Annotated in this window: 25 protein-coding genes; 9 read left to right on the top strand and 16 right to left on the bottom strand. The window is 61.2% G+C overall.

Annotated features, from left to right (window positions below; genetic code table 11):
• Nucleotides 1-4: 4 nt before the first annotated feature.
• Nucleotides 5-250, bottom strand: a complete 246-nt coding sequence (gene rpsP, locus ACN9MW_RS09515) for a 30S ribosomal protein S16 (protein WP_057261569.1) — start codon at nucleotides 248-250, stop codon at nucleotides 5-7.
• A 186-nt stretch (nucleotides 251-436) separates the two neighbouring features.
• Here rpsP and ACN9MW_RS09510 point away from each other — a divergent pair, with 186 nt between their 5' ends.
• Nucleotides 437-853 (top strand): hypothetical protein, encoded by a 417-nt coding sequence (locus ACN9MW_RS09510; RefSeq protein WP_426170235.1) that lies wholly within the window; start codon nucleotides 437-439, stop codon nucleotides 851-853.
• Here the strand turns inward: ACN9MW_RS09510 and ACN9MW_RS09505 are convergent.
• Together ACN9MW_RS09505 and ACN9MW_RS09500 are read right to left on the bottom strand one after the other, a co-directional pair.
• Nucleotides 850-2,649 (bottom strand): ArnT family glycosyltransferase, encoded by a 1,800-nt coding sequence (locus ACN9MW_RS09505; RefSeq protein WP_426170232.1) that lies wholly within the window; start codon nucleotides 2,647-2,649, stop codon nucleotides 850-852. The genes ACN9MW_RS09510 and ACN9MW_RS09505 overlap by 4 nt on opposite strands.
• A complete protein-coding gene (locus tag ACN9MW_RS09500; protein ID WP_426170230.1) occupies nucleotides 2,642-3,025 on the bottom strand; it encodes a GtrA family protein in 384 nt (127 codons plus the stop codon). The genes ACN9MW_RS09505 and ACN9MW_RS09500 overlap by 8 nt, the downstream gene beginning before the upstream one ends.
• 305 nt (nucleotides 3,026-3,330) lie before the next feature.
• On the opposite strand from ACN9MW_RS09500, the gene ACN9MW_RS09495 reads away from it, so the two are divergent.
• Nucleotides 3,331-3,744, top strand: a complete 414-nt coding sequence (locus tag ACN9MW_RS09495) for a glycine zipper 2TM domain-containing protein (protein WP_426170227.1) — start codon at nucleotides 3,331-3,333, stop codon at nucleotides 3,742-3,744.
• On the opposite strand, the gene ACN9MW_RS09490 is transcribed toward ACN9MW_RS09495, so the two are convergent.
• Nucleotides 3,741-4,361, bottom strand: coding sequence for a LysE family translocator (locus ACN9MW_RS09490; RefSeq protein WP_426170224.1), 621 nt, complete (start codon nucleotides 4,359-4,361; stop codon nucleotides 3,741-3,743). The genes ACN9MW_RS09495 and ACN9MW_RS09490 overlap by 4 nt on opposite strands.
• Nucleotides 4,362-4,421: 60 nt before the next feature.
• Between ACN9MW_RS09490 and ACN9MW_RS09485 the strand changes: the two genes are divergently transcribed.
• From ACN9MW_RS09485 to ACN9MW_RS09470, 4 genes are all read left to right on the top strand, one after another.
• On the top strand, nucleotides 4,422-5,411 hold the full coding sequence (locus ACN9MW_RS09485; RefSeq protein ID WP_426170222.1) for a proline dehydrogenase family protein: 990 nt from the start codon (nucleotides 4,422-4,424) through the stop codon (nucleotides 5,409-5,411).
• Complete coding sequence (locus ACN9MW_RS09480; RefSeq protein ID WP_426170219.1) at nucleotides 5,408-6,316, top strand: polysaccharide deacetylase family protein; 909 nt, start codon at nucleotides 5,408-5,410, stop codon at nucleotides 6,314-6,316. The genes ACN9MW_RS09485 and ACN9MW_RS09480 overlap by 4 nt, the downstream gene beginning before the upstream one ends.
• 93 nt (nucleotides 6,317-6,409) lie before the next feature.
• Nucleotides 6,410-6,604 (top strand): hypothetical protein, encoded by a 195-nt coding sequence (locus ACN9MW_RS09475; protein ID WP_426170216.1) that lies wholly within the window; start codon nucleotides 6,410-6,412, stop codon nucleotides 6,602-6,604.
• Nucleotides 6,591-7,649 carry a bifunctional transcriptional activator/DNA repair enzyme AdaA gene (locus ACN9MW_RS09470; RefSeq protein WP_426170214.1) on the top strand — a complete coding sequence of 353 codons (1,059 nt, stop codon included), beginning with the start codon at nucleotides 6,591-6,593 and terminating at the stop codon, nucleotides 7,647-7,649. Before ACN9MW_RS09475 ends, ACN9MW_RS09470 begins: the two co-directional genes overlap by 14 nt.
• Nucleotides 7,650-7,678: 29 nt before the next feature.
• Here the strand turns inward: ACN9MW_RS09470 and ACN9MW_RS09465 are convergent, their stop codons facing one another.
• The 6 genes from ACN9MW_RS09465 to ugpQ form a co-directional block, all read right to left on the bottom strand.
• A complete protein-coding gene (locus ACN9MW_RS09465) occupies nucleotides 7,679-9,469 on the bottom strand; it encodes an acyl-CoA dehydrogenase (RefSeq protein ID WP_426170211.1) in 1,791 nt (596 codons plus the stop codon).
• A gap of 121 nt (nucleotides 9,470-9,590) precedes the next feature.
• A complete protein-coding gene (locus ACN9MW_RS09460; RefSeq protein WP_426170209.1) occupies nucleotides 9,591-10,523 on the bottom strand; it encodes an electron transfer flavoprotein subunit alpha/FixB family protein in 933 nt (310 codons plus the stop codon).
• A gap of 84 nt (nucleotides 10,524-10,607) precedes the next feature.
• Nucleotides 10,608-11,357, bottom strand: coding sequence for an electron transfer flavoprotein subunit beta/FixA family protein (locus ACN9MW_RS09455; protein WP_426170206.1), 750 nt, complete (start codon nucleotides 11,355-11,357; stop codon nucleotides 10,608-10,610).
• Between the two features lie 147 nt (nucleotides 11,358-11,504).
• Nucleotides 11,505-11,732, bottom strand: a complete 228-nt coding sequence (locus tag ACN9MW_RS09450) for a sulfurtransferase TusA family protein (protein WP_426172164.1) — start codon at nucleotides 11,730-11,732, stop codon at nucleotides 11,505-11,507.
• 189 nt (nucleotides 11,733-11,921) lie between these two features.
• The gene (alaS, locus tag ACN9MW_RS09445; protein WP_426170204.1) at nucleotides 11,922-14,534 is read right to left on the bottom strand and encodes an alanine--tRNA ligase; all 2,613 of its coding nucleotides are present in this window, start codon (nucleotides 14,532-14,534) and stop codon (nucleotides 11,922-11,924) included.
• 123 nt (nucleotides 14,535-14,657) lie between these two features.
• Nucleotides 14,658-15,410, bottom strand: coding sequence for a glycerophosphodiester phosphodiesterase (ugpQ, locus tag ACN9MW_RS09440; RefSeq protein ID WP_426170202.1), 753 nt, complete (start codon nucleotides 15,408-15,410; stop codon nucleotides 14,658-14,660).
• A 70-nt stretch (nucleotides 15,411-15,480) separates the two neighbouring features.
• Between ugpQ and ACN9MW_RS09435 the strand changes: the two genes are divergently transcribed.
• Entirely contained in the window at nucleotides 15,481-16,707 is a 1,227-nt protein-coding gene (locus tag ACN9MW_RS09435) for a CaiB/BaiF CoA transferase family protein (RefSeq protein WP_426170199.1), read from the top strand.
• A 136-nt stretch (nucleotides 16,708-16,843) separates the two neighbouring features.
• Here the strand turns inward: ACN9MW_RS09435 and ACN9MW_RS09430 are convergent, their stop codons facing one another.
• A complete protein-coding gene (locus ACN9MW_RS09430) occupies nucleotides 16,844-17,173 on the bottom strand; it encodes a hypothetical protein (protein ID WP_130315077.1) in 330 nt (109 codons plus the stop codon).
• A gap of 73 nt (nucleotides 17,174-17,246) precedes the next feature.
• Nucleotides 17,247-18,446 (bottom strand): MFS transporter, encoded by a 1,200-nt coding sequence (locus ACN9MW_RS09425; RefSeq protein ID WP_426170196.1) that lies wholly within the window; start codon nucleotides 18,444-18,446, stop codon nucleotides 17,247-17,249.
• Nucleotides 18,447-18,522: 76 nt separating this feature from the next.
• On the opposite strand from ACN9MW_RS09425, the gene ACN9MW_RS09420 reads away from it, so the two are divergent.
• The gene (locus ACN9MW_RS09420) at nucleotides 18,523-19,413 is read left to right on the top strand and encodes a LysR family transcriptional regulator (RefSeq protein WP_426170194.1); all 891 of its coding nucleotides are present in this window, start codon (nucleotides 18,523-18,525) and stop codon (nucleotides 19,411-19,413) included.
• Nucleotides 19,414-19,471: 58 nt separating this feature from the next.
• Here the strand turns inward: ACN9MW_RS09420 and ACN9MW_RS09415 are convergent, their stop codons facing one another.
• The 4 genes from ACN9MW_RS09415 to ACN9MW_RS09400 are packed head-to-tail and all read right to left on the bottom strand — an operon-like array spanning nucleotide 19,472 to nucleotide 21,939.
• Nucleotides 19,472-20,344: a hypothetical protein gene (locus ACN9MW_RS09415; RefSeq protein WP_426170191.1), complete on the bottom strand. Its 873-nt coding sequence runs from the start codon at nucleotides 20,342-20,344 to the stop codon at nucleotides 19,472-19,474.
• Nucleotides 20,344-21,120, bottom strand: coding sequence for a hypothetical protein (locus ACN9MW_RS09410; RefSeq protein WP_426170189.1), 777 nt, complete (start codon nucleotides 21,118-21,120; stop codon nucleotides 20,344-20,346). The genes ACN9MW_RS09415 and ACN9MW_RS09410 overlap by 1 nt, the downstream gene beginning before the upstream one ends.
• A gap of 2 nt (nucleotides 21,121-21,122) precedes the next feature.
• Nucleotides 21,123-21,623: a hypothetical protein gene (locus ACN9MW_RS09405; RefSeq protein ID WP_426170186.1), complete on the bottom strand. Its 501-nt coding sequence runs from the start codon at nucleotides 21,621-21,623 to the stop codon at nucleotides 21,123-21,125.
• A gap of 22 nt (nucleotides 21,624-21,645) precedes the next feature.
• Nucleotides 21,646-21,939, bottom strand: a complete 294-nt coding sequence (locus ACN9MW_RS09400) for a DnaJ domain-containing protein (protein ID WP_426170185.1) — start codon at nucleotides 21,937-21,939, stop codon at nucleotides 21,646-21,648.
• 234 nt (nucleotides 21,940-22,173) lie between these two features.
• Between ACN9MW_RS09400 and ACN9MW_RS09395 the strand changes: the two genes are divergently transcribed.
• Complete coding sequence (locus tag ACN9MW_RS09395; RefSeq protein WP_426170183.1) at nucleotides 22,174-23,925, top strand: glutamine--tRNA ligase/YqeY domain fusion protein; 1,752 nt, start codon at nucleotides 22,174-22,176, stop codon at nucleotides 23,923-23,925.
• The last annotated feature ends 118 nt before the right edge of the window (nucleotides 23,926-24,043 follow it).

Here is a 24,043-nt window from a genome sequence, read left to right as displayed (position 1 = left end):
ACTATTAAGCAGCCTTCTGGCCAGCAACCAGCTTGGCAACAGCTGGGGACAGCTGAGCGCCAACGCCTTGCCAGTAAGCCAGACGGTCAGCAGCAACGCGGAAGGTTTCTGCTTGGCCGGTAGCCATTGGGTTGAAGAAGCCGATACGCTCTACGAAACGGCCGTCACGACGATTGCGGGAATCGGTTGCAACGATGTTGTAGAAAGGACGCTTCTTGGCGCCACCACGAGCTAAACGAATAACGACCATAATAATTCCAAAAAAGTGTGCTGAGTCGGAAAAAGCCGCAAATTATAGCGCGCTTTAACTCCAACCGGCAAGATTAATCAAATTGGTGGGGAATTGGACAATCCGGGATTATCCCCTGAACTGGCCTCGTCGGCAACAGCTTTGTTGTGCGATACTGCCGGTTTTTCGGACTTCTCGGCTGCAATCATGTCTGTTTTACACAAGAACAAAACATTCGCCACCCTGCTCGCCGCTGTTGCCGGCGGCATCGGCCTGCACCGCTTCTACCTGCGCGGCCTGGCTGACAAATGGGGCTGGCTGCACGCCGCCAGCCTGCTCGGCGTCGCAGCCGTGTTTGCATTATGGCCGAAAGCCGATCCCTACTTCCTGCTGCTGCCGTTGATCCTGTCGATCCTGGCCGGCGTCCTCGAAGCCCTCGTGCTGGGCCTGATGCCCGACGAGAAGTGGGACGCCACCTTCAACGCTGGCAGCGGCAAGCAATCGAACTCGCGCTGGCCGCTGGCGATCGTGCTGGTCGCCGCCCTGATGTTTGGCGCCTTCGGCCTGATCGCCGCCATCGCACGCCTGTTCGACCTGCTCTACACCGGCGGCATCTACGGTTAATTGGCCGGCGCGGCGCTCGGCGCAGGTTCTGCAATCCGGTACAAGGAAACCGGGCCGTCCCGATGTACCAGCGTAAAGAACTGCGCGAATCCCGGCTTGGTCTCGATGCCCGGCCAACGCACCGTATGGATCAACAGGCTGGCGTAACCGGAACGACGCAAGGCTTTGGCCAGGTCAGCAGGAGGCAGATCGGCGTGATCGCGATAGCGCCCCGGGCCAAAATGGTCACCGCCCGTTCGCGGTGGAGCGTAATAGATTGAGTCCTCCAGGCCAAACTGGTAGGTACGGCCCATCGGATGCTCGCGCAGATAGACCAGCATTGGATAGCCGGTAATCCTCTGCTGCAAAACCGCCTCGCGGGCAGCAGTTGTCGGCGAAACAAGCTTCCAGGTCCTGTGTACGGTTTTAAGTGCACCTGGCAGAACGGCCAGGAGCCCCAAGGCGACACAAACTGCGACCGCCTTGCTTTGCAGCTTCGACGTTTCCCCACGGGCCAGCAGCTTCCATACGGCGACAAAAAGCCAGTACCAGACTGCAGCCGCCAACAGTGCCAGGACAGGATAGAGCGGCATCAGGTAGCGCGGGTAATGCGAGCTCAGCAACCACAACGTAATGCTGAGAGCCGCCAGCATGCTTCCGGCACGCACGCCTGGCAAGCGGCGCACGCTGGCGATCACAGGCGCCAACAATGCTGGCCAGATAAACCACACCGGCCACCCCTCGTTGCGTTTGAGATCTTCGAATTGATGCTGGAAATCCCCCAGGTTCCAATCGCTAAAACCAAATAGCTTGCCACCGATTGGATTGACTGGGTCACCGGTCAGCACATAATTCCGGGCGTACCAGTATGCGCAAGGCAGGAGCAGCGCGACCGCCGCGATGAGCCAGTCTCGCGGGGAACGTGTCCGCACCAACAAAACGATCGCCGGCACGGGGAGTAACTGCAACGCCTGGTACTTGATGCCGACGGCAACGCCCAACAAGAAGCAAGCCATCGCCAGCAATGCGCGCCGCTGAGGTTGCTGCTGCCAACGATAGAAGACCAGGCAGCCCGCAAAAATGAATAGCGTGACGGCGGCATCGACCATCGCGTTATCGTACAGGCTGCGCGTCAAATACAGGTAGATAAGGGTGGCGATGCTGGCGACACCTTGGCCAGCGTAACGTTTGCCGGTGACATATACCAAAACGGTGGTAAGCCACGCCATCAGTGCGCTGATCAGGTGGGTCATCACATCGTCATAGGCGATCATGGCTCCGGCAAACAGCAGGTTTGCATTATAGGGAAACCACGGATATCGCAGCCAGTCATTGACAGTCAGCCTGCCGCTCCGAGCCCATTCCTGAGCGTGCGGCAGGTGGTACATCACCTCATCCCATACTATTGGCGGACACAAAGGAGCGACGAGGGTCGGGAAAACCATCAAGGCAATCAGCAAGGCGGTGCCGCGCGCAGGCCAGTTTGCTTCACGCCATTGCGGAACCATGGCGGCCCACCAGCGGCCCTGCAGCGCACGCCATTCAGCCAGGCATAGACCGAGGCCGAGCACCAGCACCAATACCAGTGGAATCATGCGCAACTGTCCGGCGATAGCCAGCCATTGCAGTACGCATATGTACAGTCCCATGCCGAGCGTGGCTGCAATGGCATGCCATTGCAGGGCTTCTTCGGGTTCCTGCTGGATTACCTCCGACGCCCAGCGGCAAAGCATGGCGCGGCCAACTCCCCAGCATGCCCCCAGGAAGATCAGTAAGGCGAAATAATGCGATAGCGTGTAGACGAGTTTATTAATCATGGAGCTCACGAAATACGAAATATTTTGCGGAAATGAAGTTGAAAGTCATGCCGGCCAGCGAGCCAGCCACCACGCCAACGGCCGGTGCCCAGCGCGCTTCAGGCAAAAACTGCAACAGCACCATATAGGTGCCCAGGTTGATCACGCCGCCGCCAAGCATGACCATCAAATAGCGCCACCACTCACGCCAAACCGATTCCGTGGCACGGAAAGTAAACCGCCGGTTCAGCCGCCAGGTGACCCAGACCGCAAACAGAAAAGACAGCAGGCGCCCCAGGTACGGCCCCGAACCCAACGCCAGCGCCAGGTACAAAGCGCCCATGTCGGCCCCCGCACCGGCAACTCCATTGATGCCAAAGCGCAGGAACTGGCTCACGCCCTTAGTTTCCATGGGCCGGGTAAGCCAAAAAATGCCAACGGACGCACCGACTTAATCAGGCGCAAGATGGTCATCAAGGTGCGCCATCCCATGAAAAGCGCCCGATTGTAACAAGGCACAAGAATTGCGATTCGCGCGGATGATTGGCCAATCATGGTGGAAATCAATGAAAAGCATTAACAATCCGCAATTATAGCCGCTCCTTCAAACTAGCCTCTGCAACGCCTTGTCACAAATTAGCATTCCAGAAGGAAACTAATGGCCTATACTCACCAACACCACAACGCTTTTGGAGAACCCATATGAAAGTAATTAAATTCCTCTTGCCAGCCATCCTGGCCGTAACGGTGACTGGCGCTTACGCACAGCCAAAGCGCGCTGTTTGCGCTGAATGCGGCACTGTGACCGCAGTGAAAATGATCGAAAAAGACGGCGAAGGCAGCGCAGCCGGCATCGTTGCCGGCGGTATTGCTGGCGGCCTGCTGGGCCACCAGGTTGGCGGCGGCACCGGCAAGACCCTGGCCACCGTTGCTGGCGCTGCAGGCGGCGCTTACGCTGGCAAGAAGATCGAAGGCAAGATGAACAAGGTCAAGGAATGGCACGTGACTGTCCGCTACGAAACCGGCAAGGTCGGCACCGTCGTCCTGAAGAACGATCCAAACCTGCGTAACGGCGACCACGTCAAGCGCGAGCACGGCGGCCTGAACCGCATCTAAGTCCTTCGCGACAGCAGTAAGCCCATCCCCGCGCCGGCCAGCAGGCCGGCGCAAATCCGGTTGAATACCCTCTTCCCGCGCGGTTGCGCAAACCACCTCTGCAGGCGTGCGCCCATCCAGGCGTAAGCTGCCAGCGCCACCACTTCCAGCAGCAGGAACAACACCCCGAGCACAAAGAACTGTGCGCCTACCGGCCCGGCGGGATCGACGAACTGCGGCAAGAACGCCGTGAAGATCAGGATCGCTTTCGGATTGCCCGATGCGACAAAAAACTCCTGCCGCGCCAATTGCCACCAGCCTGGCGCCGACGCAGCGTTGTCCACCTGCACGCCCGGCTGCGCGCGCCACAATTGCCAGGCCAGGTATAACAAGTAGATCGCGCCGACGGTCTTGATCCCGTAGAACAGCAGCTCCGAAGTATGCAGCACCGCTGCCAGCCCTGCCGATGCCAAGGCGATCATTCCCGCAAATGCCACCAGTCGCCCGGCACCAGCCAGGCAGGAGCGCCGAAAGCCATAGCGCGTGGCATTGCTGACCGATAGCAGGTTGTTCGGCCCCGGCGCCATGTTCAGCGCAAAACAGGCAGGCACGAACAGCATGAGGGTTGAAGCATCCATGGCCGGCTCCATATTGAAATTTTAGCTAATATACAACGTCCAAACGCGCAAGGAGACACCGTGACAGACAATACCACGCCGCATTTCCCGCCCCAGTGGCAACCCCTGGTCGACCGGGCGGCCAGCGCCTTGCGCGAACTGGCCGTCAATGAAGATGCCAAGGCCCGATTCCTCGAAGACCCGCTGCTGCGCCCTTACATGGACCGCGTGTCGCAGCGCTACGTTGCCGGCAGCACCGTGTCGGACGCGATCGTGCGCGCTGCCATGATCAACCAGAACGGGCACCGCGCTTCCGCCGAATACATGGGCGAGAGCGTGCGTAACGAAGCCTTCGCCAATGCGGAGACTGGCGTCTTCTTGCAGCTGGTCCAGGCCATCGGCGAGCAGCGTCTTGATTGCTCGATCTCCTTCGACTTGTCCCACGTCGGCTCGCTGGTCGATCCCGAACTGGGCTACCAGAACGCGCGCCGCATCGCGCGCGCCGCCAGTGAAATCGGGCAGGAAGTGATGATCTCGATGGAGGCCTCGGACCGCACGTCCGGCATTTACGAGATCTACGGCCGCCTGCACGAAAAGGATGGCCTGTCGAACGTCGGCATCACGGTACCGGCCAAGCTGCATCGCACCGCCAACGATCTCCCCGCGCTGCTGCGCCATCCCGGCCGCATCCGCCTGGTCAAAGGCGCGATGTTCGAACCGGTGGAAATTGCTTATCCCCGCAATAGTCCCGAACTGGCATTGGCCTATCGCCGCTATGCCGCACTGTTGCTGCGCAGCGGCCACAAATGTTCGATTGCCACGCATGACCGGGCGATCCAGGATGAGCTGACGGCGATGATCCGCGCAGAAGGCATCGCCGCAGGCCCCTATGAATTCGAATCCCTGATAGGCTTGGGCGAGCAGAACATCGCCCACCTGCGCGACGCCGGATTTCCGACGCGTGAATACGCAGTTTTTGGAAAGGAGTACTTCCTGTACGTATTGAACCGCATCTCTGAGGAACCCGTACGCGTCTACCAGGCCGTCATTGACGCATTGGGTGCCGCATGATGCGCCGCCTTCTCGCCGCCGCTGCACTGGCCGCTGCCAGCGCAGCGCAAGCGCAATCGGTAGCCATCACGATCGATGATGGTCCGAACGCAGGCAGCACGCCCCGCATGTCGGCCCCGGAACGCAACCAGGCCATTCTGGATGCGCTGGCCAAGCACCGCGTGCAGGCCGCGCTGTTCGTCACCTCCGGCTTCGGCGCCAACACGCCGCAAGGCCTGCCGCTGCTGCAAGCCTGGAGCAAGGCGGGCCATGCCATCGGCAATCACACCGTGACCCATCCGGACCTGGAAAGAATCCCACTGGCCGAGTACCAGCGCCAGGTGATGGAATGCGACCGCTTGATCAGCACCCAGCCCGGCTACCAGAAATGGCTGCGCTTCACTTACCTGCGCGAGGGGAACACGCCTGAAAAGATCGACGGCATGCGCACCTTCCTGCGCGACCATGGTTACCGCAACGCTCGCGTGAGCCTGGACACCAGCGATTGGCGCCTTAACGAAAAGCTGGAGCAAGTACTGAAGAAGGATCCAAATGCCGACATCAGCGCTATCCGGACCGCTTACCTGACCCACGTCAGGCAACGCGCGCTGGCTTACCGCGAGCTGTCGCAGCAACTGCAGGGGCGCGATATTTCGCAAGTCCTGCTGCTGCACCACAACCTGCTCAACGCGCTGTGGCTGGACGACGTGCTGGCACAGTTCAAGGAAATGGGCTGGAAGATCATCACGCCGGCGGAAGCGTTTGCCGATCCGGTCTACATGCTGGAGCCGGTGCGCAAGGCCGCAGGACAGAGCCAGTTGCTGTCGCTGGGGCGCACCCTGGGATTGGGTTTGACGCCTGGAGGGGAGCGCCTGGTCGATGACGGCGATTACGAAATCGCCGAACTGGCAAAGAAAGGACTGTAACGCCCGGCATAAAAATAGTCGTCTGTTTTTCGGTTGTCGCCAAAGCTGGAGCCTCGCTAAGCTCCAGCCATCACTGCAACCGGAATCCATTTCATGCCTCTATTTTTCTTTGCCTGGCGCGCCGCGGCGCTTGAGGAAACCGTTGCCCGTGGCCGCGCGTATGCTGCCGCCCGTTTCAGCATGGGCAACTTCGTGCACGGCGCCATGACGCGGCAACTGCAGGCCATGCTTGAGTCGACCCGCCACCAGCAATCCTTCTCGCCCCTGTTCGCCGATGAAATTCACTGATCCCGCCGACATCCAGCGCTGCTACCAGGCCCTGGTCGCGCGCTCGCCCGAGCATGTCGGCGCTTTTTATGCAGCGGTCAAGACCACCGGCATCTTCTGCCTGCCGACCTGCCGCGCGCGCAAACCGAAGGCGGAAAATGTCGACTTTTTCTCCGACATCAAGGAGCCGCTGGCGCTTGGCTTCCGCCCCTGCAAGGTGTGCCGCCCGACCGAAAATGCACCCGACGTGCCGCCGCAAGTCGCCCGCGCAGTCGCGCTGGTGCGGGAACATCCCAAGCGGCGCATCCAGGATGCCGAACTGCGCGAACTGGGCATCAGCCCGGAACTGGTGCGGCGCTGGTTCAAGAAACACCACGGTTTCAGCTTCCAGGCCTACCAGCGCATGTTGCGCATCAACCTGGCCATGACGGAACTGAAGGAGGGTCGCAGCGCCACCGAAGTAGCGCTCGACAGCGGTTACGAATCGCTCAGCGGCTTCGCCTATACCTACAAGAAGATGACCGGCAATGCGCCCAGCCAGGGCGCACAGCAACTAGTGCTGCACCGCTTTGCGACGCCGCTTGGGCCAATGTTTGTCTGCGCCAGCGAGAACGGCGTGTGCTTACTGGAATTCACCGACCGACGCATGCTGGAAACCGAGTTCCGCGATTTGCAGCGCCTGTTCAAGGCGCGCATCCTGGCCGGAGAAAACGCACACACGCGAGAAGCCGAGACCCAGATCGCGGAATACTTCGAAGGCAAACGTCAGCAGTTCAGCGTGGCGCTGGACGCACCGGGCAGCGATTTCCAGCGCGGCGTCTGGGATGCCTTGCGCGCAATGAAGTTCGGGGAAGTGACGCATTATGCCGACCTGGCAGCGCGCCTGGGTGCACCCAACTCGGTGCGGGCGGTAGCTGGAGCGAATGGGGCGAACCGGATTGCGATCATCATTCCCTGCCACCGGATTATCGGCAAGGATGGTTCGCTGACGGGATACGGAGGGGGATTGGCGCGCAAGGAGTGGCTCCTTGCGCATGAACTGCAGAACCGGCAAAGCGGTGTCTGACCCATTGGGTCAGACACCATGGTTCTGGCTTAGAACTGCTCGACGTCCAGGCCCAGCACACCGGCGCTGCCATCAACAATGGCGGTGCGCATGCCGGTGGAACCGGACAGGATGTGGTCCGCGAAGAAACGCGCGGTCACGATCTTGGCGTGGAAGAACGAAGCATCGCCCTCCCCTGCCGACAGCTTGGACTGCGCGATCAGCGCAGCACGGCCCATCTGCCAGCCGCCGAACACGATACCGGCCAGCTTCAGGTACATCACGGAGCCGGAGAACACGCCCTTGATATCCGACTTGGCGTGGTTGACGACGAAGTCCACCACTGCTTCCAGGTCGTCGGCGCCCTGCACCAGGTGCTTGCGGATCGCCGCGAAGTCAGGACTGTTCACGCCAGCCAGTTCTTCGGCAGTCGCACGCACCTGGGCAATGATCGACTTGGCCAAAGCGCCGCCATCGCGCACGGTCTTGCGGCCGATCAGGTCATTGGCCTGGATCGCGGTGGTGCCTTCATAGATGGTCAGGATCTTGGCGTCGCGGTAGTGCTGCGCCGCGCCGGTTTCTTCGATGAAGCCCATGCCACCGTGCACCTGCACGCCGTCGCGGGTCACGTTCTCGGACATCTCGGTCGACCAACCCTTCACGATCGGCACCAGGTATTCGTAGACAGCCTGGTTCGCAGCGCGGACTTCCGCATCGGCGTGGTGATGAGCCACGTCGTGAATGCCGGCAGCCACGTAAGCCAGCGCACGCGCCGCTTCGGTCTGGGCGCGCATCGACATCAGCATGCGGCGCACGTCCGGATGGTTGATGATCGCCACGCCGGCTGGAGAGCCGTTCAGGTCGCGGGATTGCACGCGGTCCTTGGCGAAAGTCACAGCCTGCTGGTAAGCGCGTTCCGCCAGGCCCACGCCCTGCATGCCGACGCCGAAGCGGGCCGCGTTCATCATGATGAACATGTATTCCAGGCCGCGGTTCTCTTCGCCCACCAGGTAGCCAACGGCGCCGCCATTGTCGCCGAATTGCAGCACGGCGGTCGGGGAAGCCTTGATGCCCAGCTTGTGCTCGATCGACACGCAGTGCGCGTCGTTGCGCTCGCCCAGCGAACCGTCGGCGTTGACCATGAACTTCGGCACGATGAACAGCGAGATGCCCTTCACGCCCGGAGGCGCATCAGGAGTACGCGCCAGCACCAGGTGAATGATGTTCTCGGCCATGTCGTGCTCACCGTAGGTGATGAAGATCTTGGTGCCGAATACTTTGTAGGTGCCGTCGCCCTGCGGCACGGCGCGGGTGCGCACGGCAGCCAGGTCGGAGCCGGCCTGCGGCTCGGTCAGGTTCATGGTGCCGGTCCACTTGCCGGTCACCAGCGGCTCCAGGTAGGTCGCCTTCTGCTCGTCGGAACCGGCGGTCAGCAGCGCTTCGATCGCGCCGTCGGACAGCAGCGCCACCAGCGCGAACGACAGGTTCGAGCCGTGCAGCATTTCCACGCACGGGGTGCCGATCAGCTTCGGCAGGCCCTGGCCGCCGAATTCCGTCGGGTGCTGCAGGCCTTGCCAGCCGGCCTCCGCGAACTGCTTGAAGGCTTCCTTGAAGCCTTTCGAGGTGGTTACCTTGCCGTCGGCCCAGGAGCTTGGTTCCTTGTCAGCCGCGTGGTTCAGCGGGGCGATCACGCCGCTCACGAACTTCGCGTTTTCTTCCAGCACGGCTTCCGCGGTTTCCGCGTTTGCATCTTCACAGCCTGGCAGCGCGGACACGCCAGCCAGGTTTGCCAGTTCGTTCATCACGAACAGCATGTCTTTCATTGGGGCTTGATAGCTCATTGATGTCTCCAAAAATCTCCAGAAACCTGAAAAACGGGGTCTGACCCAAGGGTCAGACCCCGATCAGGCGGCCGTCGCGACCCAGTGTCAGACCCTGAGGGTCTGACACTGCTTTACCGGTTTAACCCAGTTCCTTGACCAGTTGAGGCACAACCTCGAACAGGTCGCCCACGATGCCGTAGTCGGCAACGGAGAAGATTGGAGCTTCAGGGTCTTTGTTCACAGCCACGATGACCTTGGAGTCCTTCATGCCAGCCAGGTGCTGGATCGCGCCGGAGATACCGACGGCGATGTAGAGGGAAGGAGCAACGATCTTGCCGGTCTGGCCAACCTGCCAGTCGTTCGGCACGAAACCTGCGTCCACCGCAGCGCGCGATGCGCCCATGGCGGCGTTCAGCTTGTCGGCCAGTGGTTCCAGGATCTTGAAGGCGTCAGCGGAGCCCATGCCGCGGCCACCGGAAACGATGATCTTGGCAGCGGTCAGTTCCGGACGGTCCGACTTGGCCACTTCGCGGCCAACGAAAGCGGACTTGCCGAAATCAGCTGCTGCAGCCACGGTTTCCACAGCAGCGGAACCGCCTTCGGCAGCGGCAGCGTCGAAGCCGGTGCTACGTACGGTGATCACCTTGACCTTGTCCGACGATTGCACGTAGGCGATCGCATTACCGGCGTAGATTGGGCGCTCGAAGGTATCAGGCGCGTCAACCTTGGTGATTTCGGAGATCTGAGCCACGTCCAGCTTGGCGGCAACGCGCGGCAGGATGTTCTTGCCGTAAGCGGTTGCCGGAGCCAGGATGTGGGTGTAGCCACCAGCGATCGCCAGGATCTGCTCGGAGACGTTTTCGGCCAGGCCGTCAGCGAAGTAAGCTGCGTCTGCGTGCAGCACTTTGGTGACGCCGGCGATCCTGGCAGCGGCGGCAGCAGCGGCGCCGGCGTTCGAGCCAGCGACCAGCACGTGCACTTCGCCTGCGCATTTGGCGGCGGCGGTAACGGTGTGGAGGGTGCTGCCCTTCAGGGATGCGTTGTCGTGTTCTGCGATTACGAGTGCGACCATGATATTTTTTCCTTGAGTGAAAACCGGCAGACCGGTGTCTGACCCAATGGGTCAGACACCTGCAGTTCCGGTTTTAGCAAATAATTAGATGACTTTAGCTTCGGTGCGCAGCTTGGACACCAGGGTCGCTACGTCAGGCACTTTGATACCAGCGGAACGCTTGGCAGGCTCGGCCACTTTCAGGGTTTTCAGGCGCGGGGTCACGTCGACGCCCAGGTCTTCCGGCTTGACGGTATCCAGCGGCTTCTTCTTCGCCTTCATGATGTTAGGCAGGGTCACATAGCGCGGCTCGTTCAGGCGCAGGTCGGTGGTCACGATGGCTGGCAGTTGCAGCGCCAGGGTTTCCAGGCCGCCGTCCACTTCGCGGGTCACGGTGACTTTGCCGTCGCCCAGCTCAACCTTCGAAGCGAAGGTCGCTTGCGGCCAGCCCAGCAGCGCTGCCAGCATCTGGCCAACCTGGTTGGAGTCGTCGTCGATAGCCTGCTTGCCCAGGATGATCAGTTGCGGTTGCTCTTTGTCGGCAACGGCCTTCAGCAGCTTGGCCACTGCCAGCGGCTCCAGTTCAACGCCGGTTTCGATCAGGATGCCGCGGTCGGCGCCGATCGCCATGCCGGTGCGCAGGGTTTCCTGGCACTGCGCCACGCCGGCGGACACGGCAACCACCTCGGTTACTTTGCCAGCTTCTTTCAGGCGGGTCGCTTCTTCCAGTGCAATCTCGTCGAACGGGTTCATCGACATTTTGACGTTGGCGATATCTACGCCAGTGCCGTCGGATTTGACGCGCACTTTCACGTTGAAGTCGACGACGCGCTTGACAGGTACCAGGACTTTCATAGGTGTGCCTTTGAAAAAGAGATAAGTAAAATTAGTGGGCTAGATTATATTGGAATTCGATATCACTTATCGAATAAAAGCACGGTCGTGCGTTTTTTAAGTACAATCCGGCGCCGAAAATCAGCAACCGGTAGCATACCGCAGTTTTTACTTGCGGCGCATCAAAAACGTAAATTCAGTGCCCTGCTGGACGTAGGACAAGAGTGCATTGCCAGTCTGCTTGGCAAAGGCCTGGAAGTCACGCACTGACCCTGGATCGGTAGCCACGATACGCAACACCTGGCCGCTTTCCAATTCCGCCAAGGCTTTCTTGGCTTTCAGAATAGGCAGCGGGCAATTCAGGCCGCGGGCGTCGAGGTCCTTATGAAATTCCATGGTCTCGGACTCGAGAGTAAGAGTTTCGCTCATCAATATCTCGCTTCTGTACAACTGGTTCCGACATACTACTCCAATTTTGTGCGTCTGACGCACTGCACCAAAATAGTTAATGTTGCGTTGCAAAATCACAACGACCTTGCAATGTCGGAAAGGCCCGCACTAGGAAGCGCGGGCCCCTGGCAGCTTTTAGATACGCGACTCCACCCATGCTGCAACGCCACCGAGAGCACCTGGCAGTGCATCCGGATTGGTGCCGCCGGCTTGCGCCATGTCAGGACGTCCACCGCCCTTGCCGCCCACTTGTTGTGCAACGAAGTTGACCAGCTCGCCGGCCTTGACCTTGCCGATCGAGTCCGCCGTCACGCCGGCGATCAGGCTGACCTTGCCGTCATTGACGGAAGCCAGCACGATGGCAGCGGACTTCAGCTTGTCTTTCAGCTTGTCCATGGTTTCGCGCAGCGCGGTCACGTCGGCGCCTTCCATGGTTGCAGCCAGCACCTTCAGGCCCTTGACGTCGACCGCCTTGTTGACCAGTTCGTCGCCCTGGCCGGAAGCCAGCTTGGACTTCAACGCAGCCAGTTCTTTTTCCAGCGACTTCACCTGGTCTTGCACGGCGGCGATCTTGGAAGTCAGTTCTTCCGGGTTCGACTTAAGCGCGGCAGCAGCTTCGTTCAGCTTGCGAGCCATGCCCTGCACCAGCGCCAAGGCGCCTTCGCCGGTCACGGCTTCCACGCGGCGGATACCGGCAGCAACGCCGCCTTCCGATACGATCTTGAACAGGCCGATATCGCCGGTGCGGTGCACGTGCACGCCGCCGCACAGCTCTTTCGAGGAACCGATGTCCATCACGCGCACTTCGTCGCCGTACTTCTCGCCGAACAGCGCCATGGCGCCATGCTTCACGGCGTCGTCGAAGGACATGTGGTGCGACTGGGTCGCAGCATTGGCCAGGATCTCGGCGTTGACGATGGCTTCCACCTTGGCGATTTCCTCGGCGGTCATCGGCTGGGTGTGGGAGAAGTCGAAACGCGCCTTGTCCGGATCAACCAGCGAGCCTTTCTGCGCCACGTGGGAGCCCAGCACTTCGCGCAGGGCCTTGTGCATCAGGTGGGTCGCCGAGTGGTTACGGATGGTGCGGCCGCGCGAATGCTGGTCCACAGCAGCGCCGACAGCGTCGCCCACTTTCAGCGAACCCTGTGCCACCACGCCGTGGTGGCCGAACACATCCGCCTGGATCTTCAGCGTGTCTTCCACGTCGAAGCGACCGGTGGCGCCGGTGATCAGGCCCTGGTCGCCCACCTGGCCGCCGGATTCGGCGTAGAACGGGGTGGTATCCAGCACGACGATGCCCTGCTCGCCGGTCTTCAGTTCCTGCACCGGCGCGCCGTTGGCGTACAGGGCGATCACTTTCGAGTCATGCAGCAGCTGGTCATAGCCGACGAACTTGTTCTTCTCGCCGGAGTATTCAACGTTGGCAGCCATCTTCTTGAACTTGCCGCCTTCGCGCGCCTTCTGCTTCTGTGCTTCCATGGCGACGTTGAAGCCTGCTTCGTCCAGCGTCACTTCGCGTTCGCGGCAAATGTCGGCGGTCAGGTCCAGTGGGAAGCCGTAGGTGTCGTACAGGGTGAAGGCGGTAGCACCATCCAGGTTCTTCGGATCCTTGGCCAGTTGGGCTTCCAGGATCTTCATGCCGTTTTCCAGGGTCTCGCCGAAACGCTCCTCTTCCGCCTTCAGCACCTGGGCCACGCGGTCCTTGGCTTCCGCCAGCTCAGGATAGGCAACGCCCATTTCGGTGTTCAGGTCTGCCACCAGCTTGTAGAAGAAGGCTTTGGTCTGGCCCAGTTTGTGGCCGTGACGCAGTGCGCGGCGGATGATGCGGCGCAGGACATAGCCGTGGCCTTCAGGGCCAGGGATGATGCCGTCGACGATCATGAAAGCGGCAGCGCGGATGTGGTCGGCGATCACGCGCAGCGATTTGTTTTCCAGGTCGGTCGCGCCGGTTTCGCGGGCGGCAGCCTTGATCAGGGCCTGGAAGGAATCGATCTCATAGTTCGAGTGCACGTGCTGCAGGACGGCAGCCAGGCGCTCCATGCCCATGCCGGTATCCACGCAAGGCTTCGGCAGCTTGTGCATCACGCCCGCTTCGTCGCGGTTGAACTGCATGAACACCAGGTTCCAGATTTCGATGAAGCGGTCGCCGTCTTCCTGGTCCGAGCCCGGAGGACCGCCCCAGATGTCGGCGCCGTGGTCGTAGAAGATCTCGGTGCAAGGACCGCATGGGCCGGTGTCGGCCATCTGCCAGAAGTTGTCCGACGCGTAACGCGAACCCTTGTTGTCGCCGATGCGGATGATGCGCTCTTTCGGCACGCCGATTTCGTTGGCCCAGATATCGTAGGCTTCGTCGTCCTCGATGTAGACGGTGACGGTCAGCTTCTCAGGCGGCAGGCCATAGACCTTGGTCAGCAGCTCCCACGCGTATTGGATGGCATCGCGCTTGAAATAGTCGCCGAAGCTGAAATTGCCCAGCATTTCGAAGAAGGTGTGGTGACGCGCGGTGTAGCCGACGTTTTCCAGGTCGTTATGCTTGCCGCCGGCGCGCACGCAGCGCTGCACGGTGGTGGCACGGGAATACGGGCGCACATCCTGGCCCAGGAACACATCCTTGAACTGCACCATGCCGGAGTTGGTCAACAGCAGGGTCGGGTCGTTGCCTGGCACCAGCGGGCTGGAACGGACAATCGTATGGCCCTTGGATTCGAAGAATTTCAGGAACTTTTCGCGAATTTCAGCAGATTTCATGTCGTAAAAGGTAGGTTGCAGGCTGGTGCAAAGGGTTGATTATACGTGAACAGTTCGCCTGATAAATGGGGACGTATCCCATTTAGAGGGAAATTTCCTCTAGATGGGGTGCGTCCCCATTTATCAAGCGAAGTCCGGCCCGATCAAGTCGATGCGGTCGGTGCAGAAGGCGTCTACGCCGAGCGCGAGGATTTCCCGCGCTCGTTCCGGCGTATTGACGGTATAGCAAAACAGGCCCAGGCCTGCTGCCTTCACCGCTCTTGCCTGGTCCGGTGTCAGGTATTTGTGGTTGGTATGGATCGCCACCGCGCCAAGGTCGCGCGCCGTTTCCAGCCAATTGGGGGGAATTTTATCAAACAGACAAGCCCGCGGTAGTTCGGGCGCAGCATCGCGCGCCGCCGCCAAGGCCGGCATGCTGAAGGACGAGAGCAAAGGCATTGACGCCGGATCGCCGGCCGCCACCTCGGCAGCGAAACGGGCACGCGCAGTCTGCGCCACCCAACGGCCGGTCGCCTCATCATGGCCTTCAGCCGGCTTGATCTCGATATTCATCCAGATCTTATGCTCTTTGCAGTAGTCGACCCACTCCAGGAACAAAGGCACTGGCTCACCGCGGAACTCAGGGCCGAACCATCGCCCGGCATCCATCTTCGCCAATTCGGCTGCCGAAAAGTTCGGCACATAGCCATCGCCATAGATCGTGCGGCCAAAGTGCGGATCATGCATCACCACGCCAATGCCATCGGATGACAGCATGACGTCGAATTCCACCGCGCGGAAACCATAAGCCAGGCCGGCACGCAAGCCGGCGATGGTGTTTTCCGGAGCCAGCGTGCCGCCTCCGCGATGCGCAACGATTTTTGGGTAGGGCCACATAGGATTAAGACACTAACACGGTTGGATGCGTTAAGCTAACGCTCCCTGAAAACAGTAGGAAGAAGACAACATGACCCCGAAGGCCCTTGGACACATTCGCGTACTGGATTTAAGCCGCGTGCTGGCCGGCCCCTGGTGCTCGCAGAACCTCGCCGACCTGGGCGCGGACGTGATCAAGATCGAGCGGCCGGGCAGCGGCGACGACACCCGCGCCTGGGGTCCTCCCTACGCCAAGGACGCCTCCGGCGCCGACACCACCGAAGCCGCCTACTACCTGTCCGCCAACCGCGGCAAGCGCTCGGTCACCTGCGACATCTCCAAGCCGGAGGGCCAGGCCCTGATCCGCGAACTGGCCAGGCACGCCGACGTGGTGCTGGAAAACTACAAGGTCGGCCAGCTGAAAAAATATGGCCTGGATTATGAATCGCTGAAGGCCGTCAAGCCGGACCTGGTCTACTGCTCCGTAACCGGCTTTGGCCAGGACGGCCCCTACGCACACCGCGCCGGCTACGACTTCCTGATCCAGGGCATGGGCGGTTTGATGTCCGTCACCGGCGAGCGCGACGACCTGCCGGGCGGCGGCCCGCAGAAAGCCGGCGTGGCCCTGACCGACCTGATGACCGGCATGTACTCCACCATCGCAATTTTGGCCGCCCTGACCCACCGCGACCGGACCGGCGAAGGTCAATATATCGACATGGCGCTGCTGGACGTGCAGGTCGCGATGTTGGCCAATATGGGCTCCAACTACCTGAATAGCGGCAAAGCGCCCAAGCGCTGGGGCAACGCCCACGCCAACATCGTGCCGTACCAGACCTTCGCCTGCGCCGACGGCTACATCATCGTCGCCACCGGCAACGACGGCCAGTATCAGAAATTCGTGGAAGTGGGCGGCCGCCCCGACCTGGCCACACACGAACGCTACGCCACCAATCCACTGCGCGTGAAGAACCGCGACGAGCTGGTGCCGATCCTGGCTGACATGGTGAAGTCGCAACCGCGCGACTGGTGGATCGAACAGCTGGAAGCGGTAGGCGTGCCATGCGGCCCAATCAACGACCTGCACGACGTATTCAAGAACCCGCAAGTGCAAGCGCGCGGCATGATGATTGAAACAGCCCACCCGACCGCCGGCAAAGTGAAACTGGTGCGCAACCCAATGCGCCTGAGCGCCAGTCCCGCAGAAACCGACATGGCCCCGCCCCTGCTTGGCCAGCACACCGACGAAGTGCTGCGCGAAGTCCTCGGCCGCAGCGAGGCCGACATCGCCTCCCTGCGCGCCAAAGGCATCCTGTAACGCGTTACGGCCGAGCCCGTGTCACACCTTGGGGTCACACCCCGAGAGTGACACGAGCCCAACCGCAGTGCGGAAGAGCCTGTGTCACACCTGGGGTGTGACCCCATGGTGTGACACGGGCTCGGCTGGTACGCCTTTAGTGCAGGTGCTGCTTGAAGTCGAATAGTTCGCGATGCATGAAGTTGACTGCGGCTTTCATCTCGGGCGTCACTTGCATGCGCTCGCTGGCGCAGACGCGCCGGGCCCGGGCGCCGAGCATTTCCATGTCGTCTACCAACTTGGGTACGTTGGCGTAGTCTTCACTCACCAGCATTTCGCTGATGTCGTCGGAGCGGCGGTCCAGCTTCTGGATCGTATCGCGCAGCTCGCCGGTCAGGTGGCGCTCGGCCGACAGGGCTTGCGCGGCCTGGCTGACAGCCATTTGGATGTTGCTGAGCCTGATACGGATTTCTCGATCGTGCATCATGATGATCTCCTCGCTCAAAACGGCACCCAGCGTGCCGGTGGGACTTGGAGACCGTTCGCGCTCGGCGGTTCAATCACCCTGCCTCAGCTTTGATCTGGCTCAACATTGGCGCGATTGGCGTCAACCGGCGCAGGTGGATTGCGATCGCGACAGCTGCGACGAGGCAGCTTGCAAGCAACAGCACCACGCCCGCCCATCCTGCCTTTCCCCACAGTATTCCTGCAGCCCAGCCAATCACGCTGGAGCCGAGGTAGTAGAAGAACAGGTATAGCGCGGATGCCAATGCCGCCCCGCGAGCACGTCGGCCGACCCAGCTGCTTGTCATGGAATGCGCTGCAAAGAAAGCGAAGGTGAACAGGGCCAGCCCGGCGATTACCAGCGGCAAGCAGCTCGACAAGGTCAACACAATGCCTGTCAGCATTAAGCTGAGAACCAGGTACAGCACGCCCTTGCGGCCGTAACGGTCCGCCAGCTTGCCTGCCCAGACCGAACTGAAAATCCCCAGCAGGTACAGAAACGAAACTCCACCCACCACACTTTGACGCAGCTCGAACGGCACGGCCAGCAGGCGGTAACTGATGTAGTTGTAGGCGCTGACCATACAACCCATTAACAGGAAGGCCAGGGTGAACAGCCAAGGCAGGCCGTCATCGCGCAGGTGGCGGAGCGCATTCTCTGGCAGCGCGCGCCAGCCTCCGGGCGACGGGTGGAAACGGCGCGACTCCGGCAGACTGCGCCAGAATTCGACTGCAGCCAATACTCCGGCCGCGCCCATCGCCACCAGCGCCACGCGCCAGGAGAAAAAGTCGCTCAGTATCGATGTCACCATGCGCCCGACCATCCCGCCGAACGCACTGCCGCTGATGTAAAGACCCATCGATAGCCCCAAGGATTCGGGTTCGATCTCCTCTGCCAGGTATGCCATGGCGACGGCTGGCATGCCGCCCAGCGCCACACCGAGCAAAACCCGCGCGACAAGCAGTTGGCCGTATCCATCGGCCAGAGCGCACAGCAAAGTCATGATCGCGGAGATCGCGAGCGCTCCCACCATCAGGGGCTTGCGGCCGAAGCGGTCGGAAATGGCGCTCGACGCGAGCAGCGAGACTGCCATCGCCGCCGTGGCCAGCGACAAGGACAGGCTGCTCTGCGCGGGCGTCAGCGCAAATTCGCTGGATAGCAGCGGCATCAAGGGTTGCACGCAGTACAACAGCGCGAAGCAGGAAAAGCCGCCAAAGAACATGGCGCGATTGGTGGGGTGGCTGAGGGCTTTCATCGTGAATTCATCTTAGGATTGCCCTGTATTACCGTCCAATATATATTTAAGGCGTTATTAATCGCTTCAACATATTATGGAATTGCGTCATCTGCGCTATTTCGTGGCTGTGGCCGAGGAACTGAGCTTCACTCGCGCGGCTGAGCGGCTGCATATCGGCCAGCCGCCCCTATCACAACAAATCCAGGCGCTGGAAGCGGAAGTGGGGGCGCGCCTCTTCGATCGCAGCAAGCGCTGGGTGCGCCTTACCGAAGCCGGCAAGCTGTTTCTTGAAGATGCGCGGGCCATCCTGGCGCAATCCGAGCGCGCGGCCAAGCGGGCGCGCCGGGCGCAGCGTGGCGAGGCTGGCGAACTGCGTGTGGGCTTTACGTTTTCCACGCCTTTCACGCCGCTGTTTGCGCGCGCGATCCGCCGCTATCGCCAGCTTTATCCGGACGTGGCGCTTACCTTGCATGAGATGACGACGCTGCATCAAATCGATGCCCTGGAGGCTCGCAAGATAGATCTTGGTTTCGTGCGGCCGCCGGAGGTGGCTTTGCCGGAGCACCTGGAGCTGACGACGCTGCGCCGCGATGCGCTGTTGCTGGTGCTTGCGAGCGATTCGCCATTGGCGCGCAAGCGCATGATCAAGGTGGCTGACCTGGCGGAGCTGCCGTGGGTAATGTATCCGAAGGAGTCTGGCGTGGGCATCAATCACGCCATTCTGGGCATGTGCCGGTCGGCGGGCTTCGTGCCGCAGGTGGCCATGGAAGCGGGCGAGGCGGCAACCATTATCGGGCTGGTTGCGGCGGGGATTGGGGTGTCGGTGCTGCCTTCGCCGTTCCAGTCGATGCATCTGGAGGGAGTGGTGTTCCGGCCGCTGGATGATGCGGGGGCGGTCACTTCGCTGCAATTGGCGCAGCGGCGGGGGGATGGCGGGGCGTTGGTGGAGGCGTTTGTCCGGGTGGCGCTGGAGGAGAACCGGTAAACCGGTGTCTGACCCACAGGGTCAGACACGCATGCTCGTCTGGCGCTGGTCCAGTTTATCAATCGTAGTCGGCGTCGAGCTCGGAGCCGGCGTAGTTTTCCAGCTCGGTCCACAGCGTCTTCATTGCGTAGCGGCCCGGCAGCTTCTGCAGCACGGTGCAGGTGCGGCGGTACAGGTCGATGCGATGCAGCAGGACCGGGTGATGCTGCTCGGGCACCGCTGCGACCAGCGCTTGCCAGCCCGCTTCGTAATCTGGCTTGGCCTTGCGCACAGCCTTCACGAAGCGTTCGAACTCCTTCTGGCCGGTGCGGGCGACGATGCGGCCACCACCTTCCACCGCGAAGATGATCGCCAGCGCGATCACGCCTTCCGCGTTCAGGTCCGGGTCCTTGATTGCGCCTTCCAGGTTGTGGCGGCGCAGCCAGTTCGCCAGGCGCACCACGGCTTGCACTTCCTGGCGCTGCTTCAACTGCGCCTGGTACTTGGATGGTCCATCCCAGTTGGCGCCGGGCTCGGTGAAGCAGATGTCGAAGAACAGGTCGCGCAGGCGGCGCTGTGCATACATCGGGTCGTTGTCGTACTCTCCAATCAGCGTATCTTCCGGCATCGCAGCCAGGTCTTTCAACTGGCGGAAGCCCGCCTGGAAGGCCAGCTCAGCGCCCTGCTCCACCAGGTAGTCCAGCGCCAGCTCGTCGGAATCGACGGTCAGCACCTGCTCCAGGCCGAGCGACACGCCGCCAACCGTCAGGTTGACTGCCTTCTGGATGCCTTCCGCAGTGCGGTTGTTGGTGAACTTGTCCGCGACCATGGCTGTGATGCCGCTCAACTCTTCCGCCAGGATGCTGGCCGCATCTTCGCGGTCGTCGCCTGGCAGCAGTTTGATGGCGCGGGTCAGTCGCGGCAGGCTTTCTTTGACGAGTGCGGGCAGCATCAGCCGAAGATCCCCGTACCGATCGAGCGGCGTGCGCGTTCGCGGCCGGTGCCACTGCGGGTGGTCGGCACTTGCTTGCGCAGGCGGTACAGCAGCTCCTTGGTGGAGCGCTGCAGGTGCTCGGGCTCTTCGTCCGGATCGTCGCTGAATTCCGCATCGGCCAGGTCGGCGCTGTGGCGGAATTCCGGGAACAATTCGAACAGCGCACGGTCCCAGCCGTCTTCATTGGCTTGCGCCAGGGCGACGGCAACGGGAACGATGTCGTTGTCGGACGAAGTCTGGCCGGTCAGGTAGGCACCTTTCGAGATCACTTCGCCCGCAACCTCCAGCACCTCCTTCGGCGCCAGCGAGAACAGGATCGCGAACGCGGTGCAGCCCCAGTCGGTAGCCGACGCTTCTTTCAGCAGTTCGGCACGGCGCTCTTCATCTTCGGTGCCGAAGATCACGCCGTGCATGTGGGCGAACAGCGATTCGGCGATACGCTCTGGATCGTCTTCGATCATGTCGTCCGGCCAGGTGGCGGCGATGTAGGCCAGGCTTTCGGCCCACTGCTTCGGCGGCACCAGCAGGGTCGCCAGCGACATCTTGCCGCCGTCGAAGCCGGACATGTGCAGCGCCGTCACGTGCGGCGGCAGCTCCTGCAGCACTTCGACCACGGCCAGGTCGCCGTGGGTATCCGCTGCTTCGGCAAAAGCGCGCTCGGCGTGCTCCAGGGAGCCCGCCAGAACGAGTTCGGTGACCTGCTTGCGAATGGCTGGCAGATTCTTGTCGGTCATGCTCAATCCTCCTGCTGGTCAAAGATGCCGGTGAAGTCGTCGGTTGCGACATCATCCGCGTAATCGTCTTCATCATCGCCCTCGTCGCCTTCAGCCAGGCGGTCGAGCGAAGTGTCCTCGTCGTCCCACATGCGCGGATGCTTGTGCAGCAGCGCGGTGATGATGGCCTGGCGCGCCAGGTCCGGGTGGTTCTCTTCCAGCGCTTCCAGCAGGCCTTGCGCCTTCGGGCAGGTGGCGGCGCCGAACACGCGGGCCGGATCGCCGTATTCGAAATCCTCGGCGTCGGCAAAAGCTGCCTTCGGGTCGTGGAATTCGATCACGTCCACCAGGGCGAAAGCCATCATGTTCAAATCGTCGATGCCGCCGCCGTTCACGTATTCGGTGCGCAGGGCTTCGACCATCTTCTTGTAATTCTTGTGGTCAGGCGGATCGCCGAGGATGCCCTCGATCTGCCCTTCCAGTTCGCGCGCCTGGTAGGCGAACTCTGGGTGTACTTTTCTCATTTGCTGCTGTCTTTCTGTTGATTCAGGCGGCGGGGATCGTCACGCCGTTGACGCTGAAGATGGAACGCCACTGTTGGTAGGCCTCCGCTTCCGGGTCGATGATGATGCGGTGGTGCACACTCTGGTTGTATTCTTCCCGTTTTTCGGGGTCGGACAACACTTCATAAGCTTTGACGATGGCCTTGAAGCGGGCGTCGGCGCCCGGTTCCTGGTTGCGGTCCGGGTGGAAACGCATCGCCAGGGAACGATAGACCTTCTTGATTTCCTCGTCAGAGGCATTGGGCGCGACACCGAGCACATTATATAAATTTTCCATATTGCAACTCCGGGCCGGTTTTTAAACGCGTAATGTCGAATTATCCTATAAAATGCCCTGTTTACGCTGAATATCACCCTAAAACCGGTAAACCTGGGTCAGACCCAAGGGTCTGACCCTGTCTGTTCAACGGCTGGGGGTTGGGTTTCAATCCAAGCCCCAGGCGGTGGAGCTGACAGGGTCTGACCCTGCGGGTCAGACCCTGGTTTACCGGTTTTAAAGACTAAAACATACATGAGCAACGACAAAACCCACGCCCCAGCGCCCAATTTCCTGCGCAATATCGTTGAAGCCGACCTGGCCTCCGGCGCGCATACCCGCGAAGGCCTGCCGCCGGTCATCACCCGCTTCCCGCCAGAGCCAAACGGCTACCTGCACGTCGGCCACGCCAAGTCCATCTACACCAACTTCGGCCTGGCGCGCGATTTCGGCGGCCGCTGCCACCTGCGTTTCGACGACACCAATCCTGAAAAAGAAGAACAGGAGTACGTCGATTCCATCATCGACAGCGTGCGCTGGCTCGGTTTCGACTGGAACTACAAAGGCCCGGTAGGCGCCGGCGAACACCTGTATTACGCCTCCGACTACTTCGACAAGTTGTATGAAATGGCCGAATACCTGATCAAGGTCGGCAAGGCTTACGTGGACAGCCAGAGCGCCGAGGAAATGAAAAATACCCGCGGCGGTTTCGGCGTCGCCGGCACCAATTCCCCGTTCCGCAACCGTTCGGTGGAAGAAAACCTGCAACTGTTCCGCGACATGAAGGCGGGCAAATACAAGGACGGTGAGCACGCACTGCGCGCCAAGATCAGCGAAGACGCGATGTCCTCGCCGAACATGAACATGCGCGACCCGGCGATCTACCGCATCCGCCACGCCCACCACCACCGCACGGGCGACGACTGGTGTATCTACCCGATGTACGACTACACGCACCCGATTTCGGACGCGCTGGAAAACATCACGCACTCGATCTGCACCCTGGAATTCCAGGATCACCGCCCGTTCTACGACTGGCTGCTGGAAACCCTGTCCGAGGGTGGCTTTTTCAAGAAGCCGGTGCCGCACCAGTACGAATTCGCACGCCTGAACCTGACCTACATCGTCACCTCCAAGCGCAAGCTGCGCCAGATGGTGGAAGAAGGCATCGTGGACGGCTGGGACGACCCGCGCCTGCCGACCATGGCCGGCATGCGCCGCCGCGGCTTCACCCCGGAGGGCATCCAGCTGATGTGCGAGCGCACCGGCGTGACCAAGTCCGACGGCTGGATCGACTTCGGCGTGCTGGAAGGCGCCGTGCGTGAAGACCTGGACCCGAAAGCCCCGCGAGCCATCGCCGTACTGCGCCCGCTGAAGCTGATCGTCGAGAACTTCCCGGAAGGCCAGTCGGTCGAGTGCACCTCGCCGGTCCACCCGCACCACCCTGAGCTGGGTCACCGCACCTTCCCGTTCACCCGCGAACTGTGGATCGAAGAAGAAGACTTCATGGAAGTGCCGACCAAGGGCTACTTCCGCTTCACCCCTCCGGTCGGCGACCAGCCAGGCGCCCGCGTGCGCCTGAAGTACGGCTTCGTGGCCGAATGCACAGGCTACGACAAGGATGAAAGCGGCAAGGTCACCGCCGTGCGCGTGAAGTACTTCGAAGACTCCAAGTCCGGCACCCCGGGCGCCGACACCTACAAGGTGAAGGGCAATATCACCTGGGTCAGCGCCGAAGCGGCCCTGGAAGCGGAAGTGCGCCTGTACGACCGCCTGTTCACAGAAGAGAAACCGGACGCCGGCGGCAAGGACTTCAAGGAGTTCCTGAACCCGAAAGCGCTGGAAATCGTCAGAGCCTACCTGGAGCCGGGCCTGAAGGACGCCACCGCCGAGCAGCGTTTCCAGTTCGAGCGCCACGGCTATTTCGTGGCCGACCGCGTGCTGTCGCAGCCAGGCAAGCCGGTGTTCAACCGCATCGTCACACTGAAAGATAGCTGGGCAAAATAACTGACCCGAACTGTGACAAAAAAGCCGCCTTCGGGCGGTTTTTTATTGTTAGTTTGATTTCAATCAAAGTGGCGTTTTTGCAACTTGACCTTGAATGGTGGGAATTCTTATAGTCGCG

Origin of the sequence: Pseudoduganella sp. R-34 (assembly GCF_049904655.1) — a bacterium.
Classification (GTDB): domain Bacteria; phylum Pseudomonadota; class Gammaproteobacteria; order Burkholderiales; family Burkholderiaceae_D; genus Rugamonas.
This window is presented reverse-complemented; position numbering and strand designations above follow the sequence as displayed.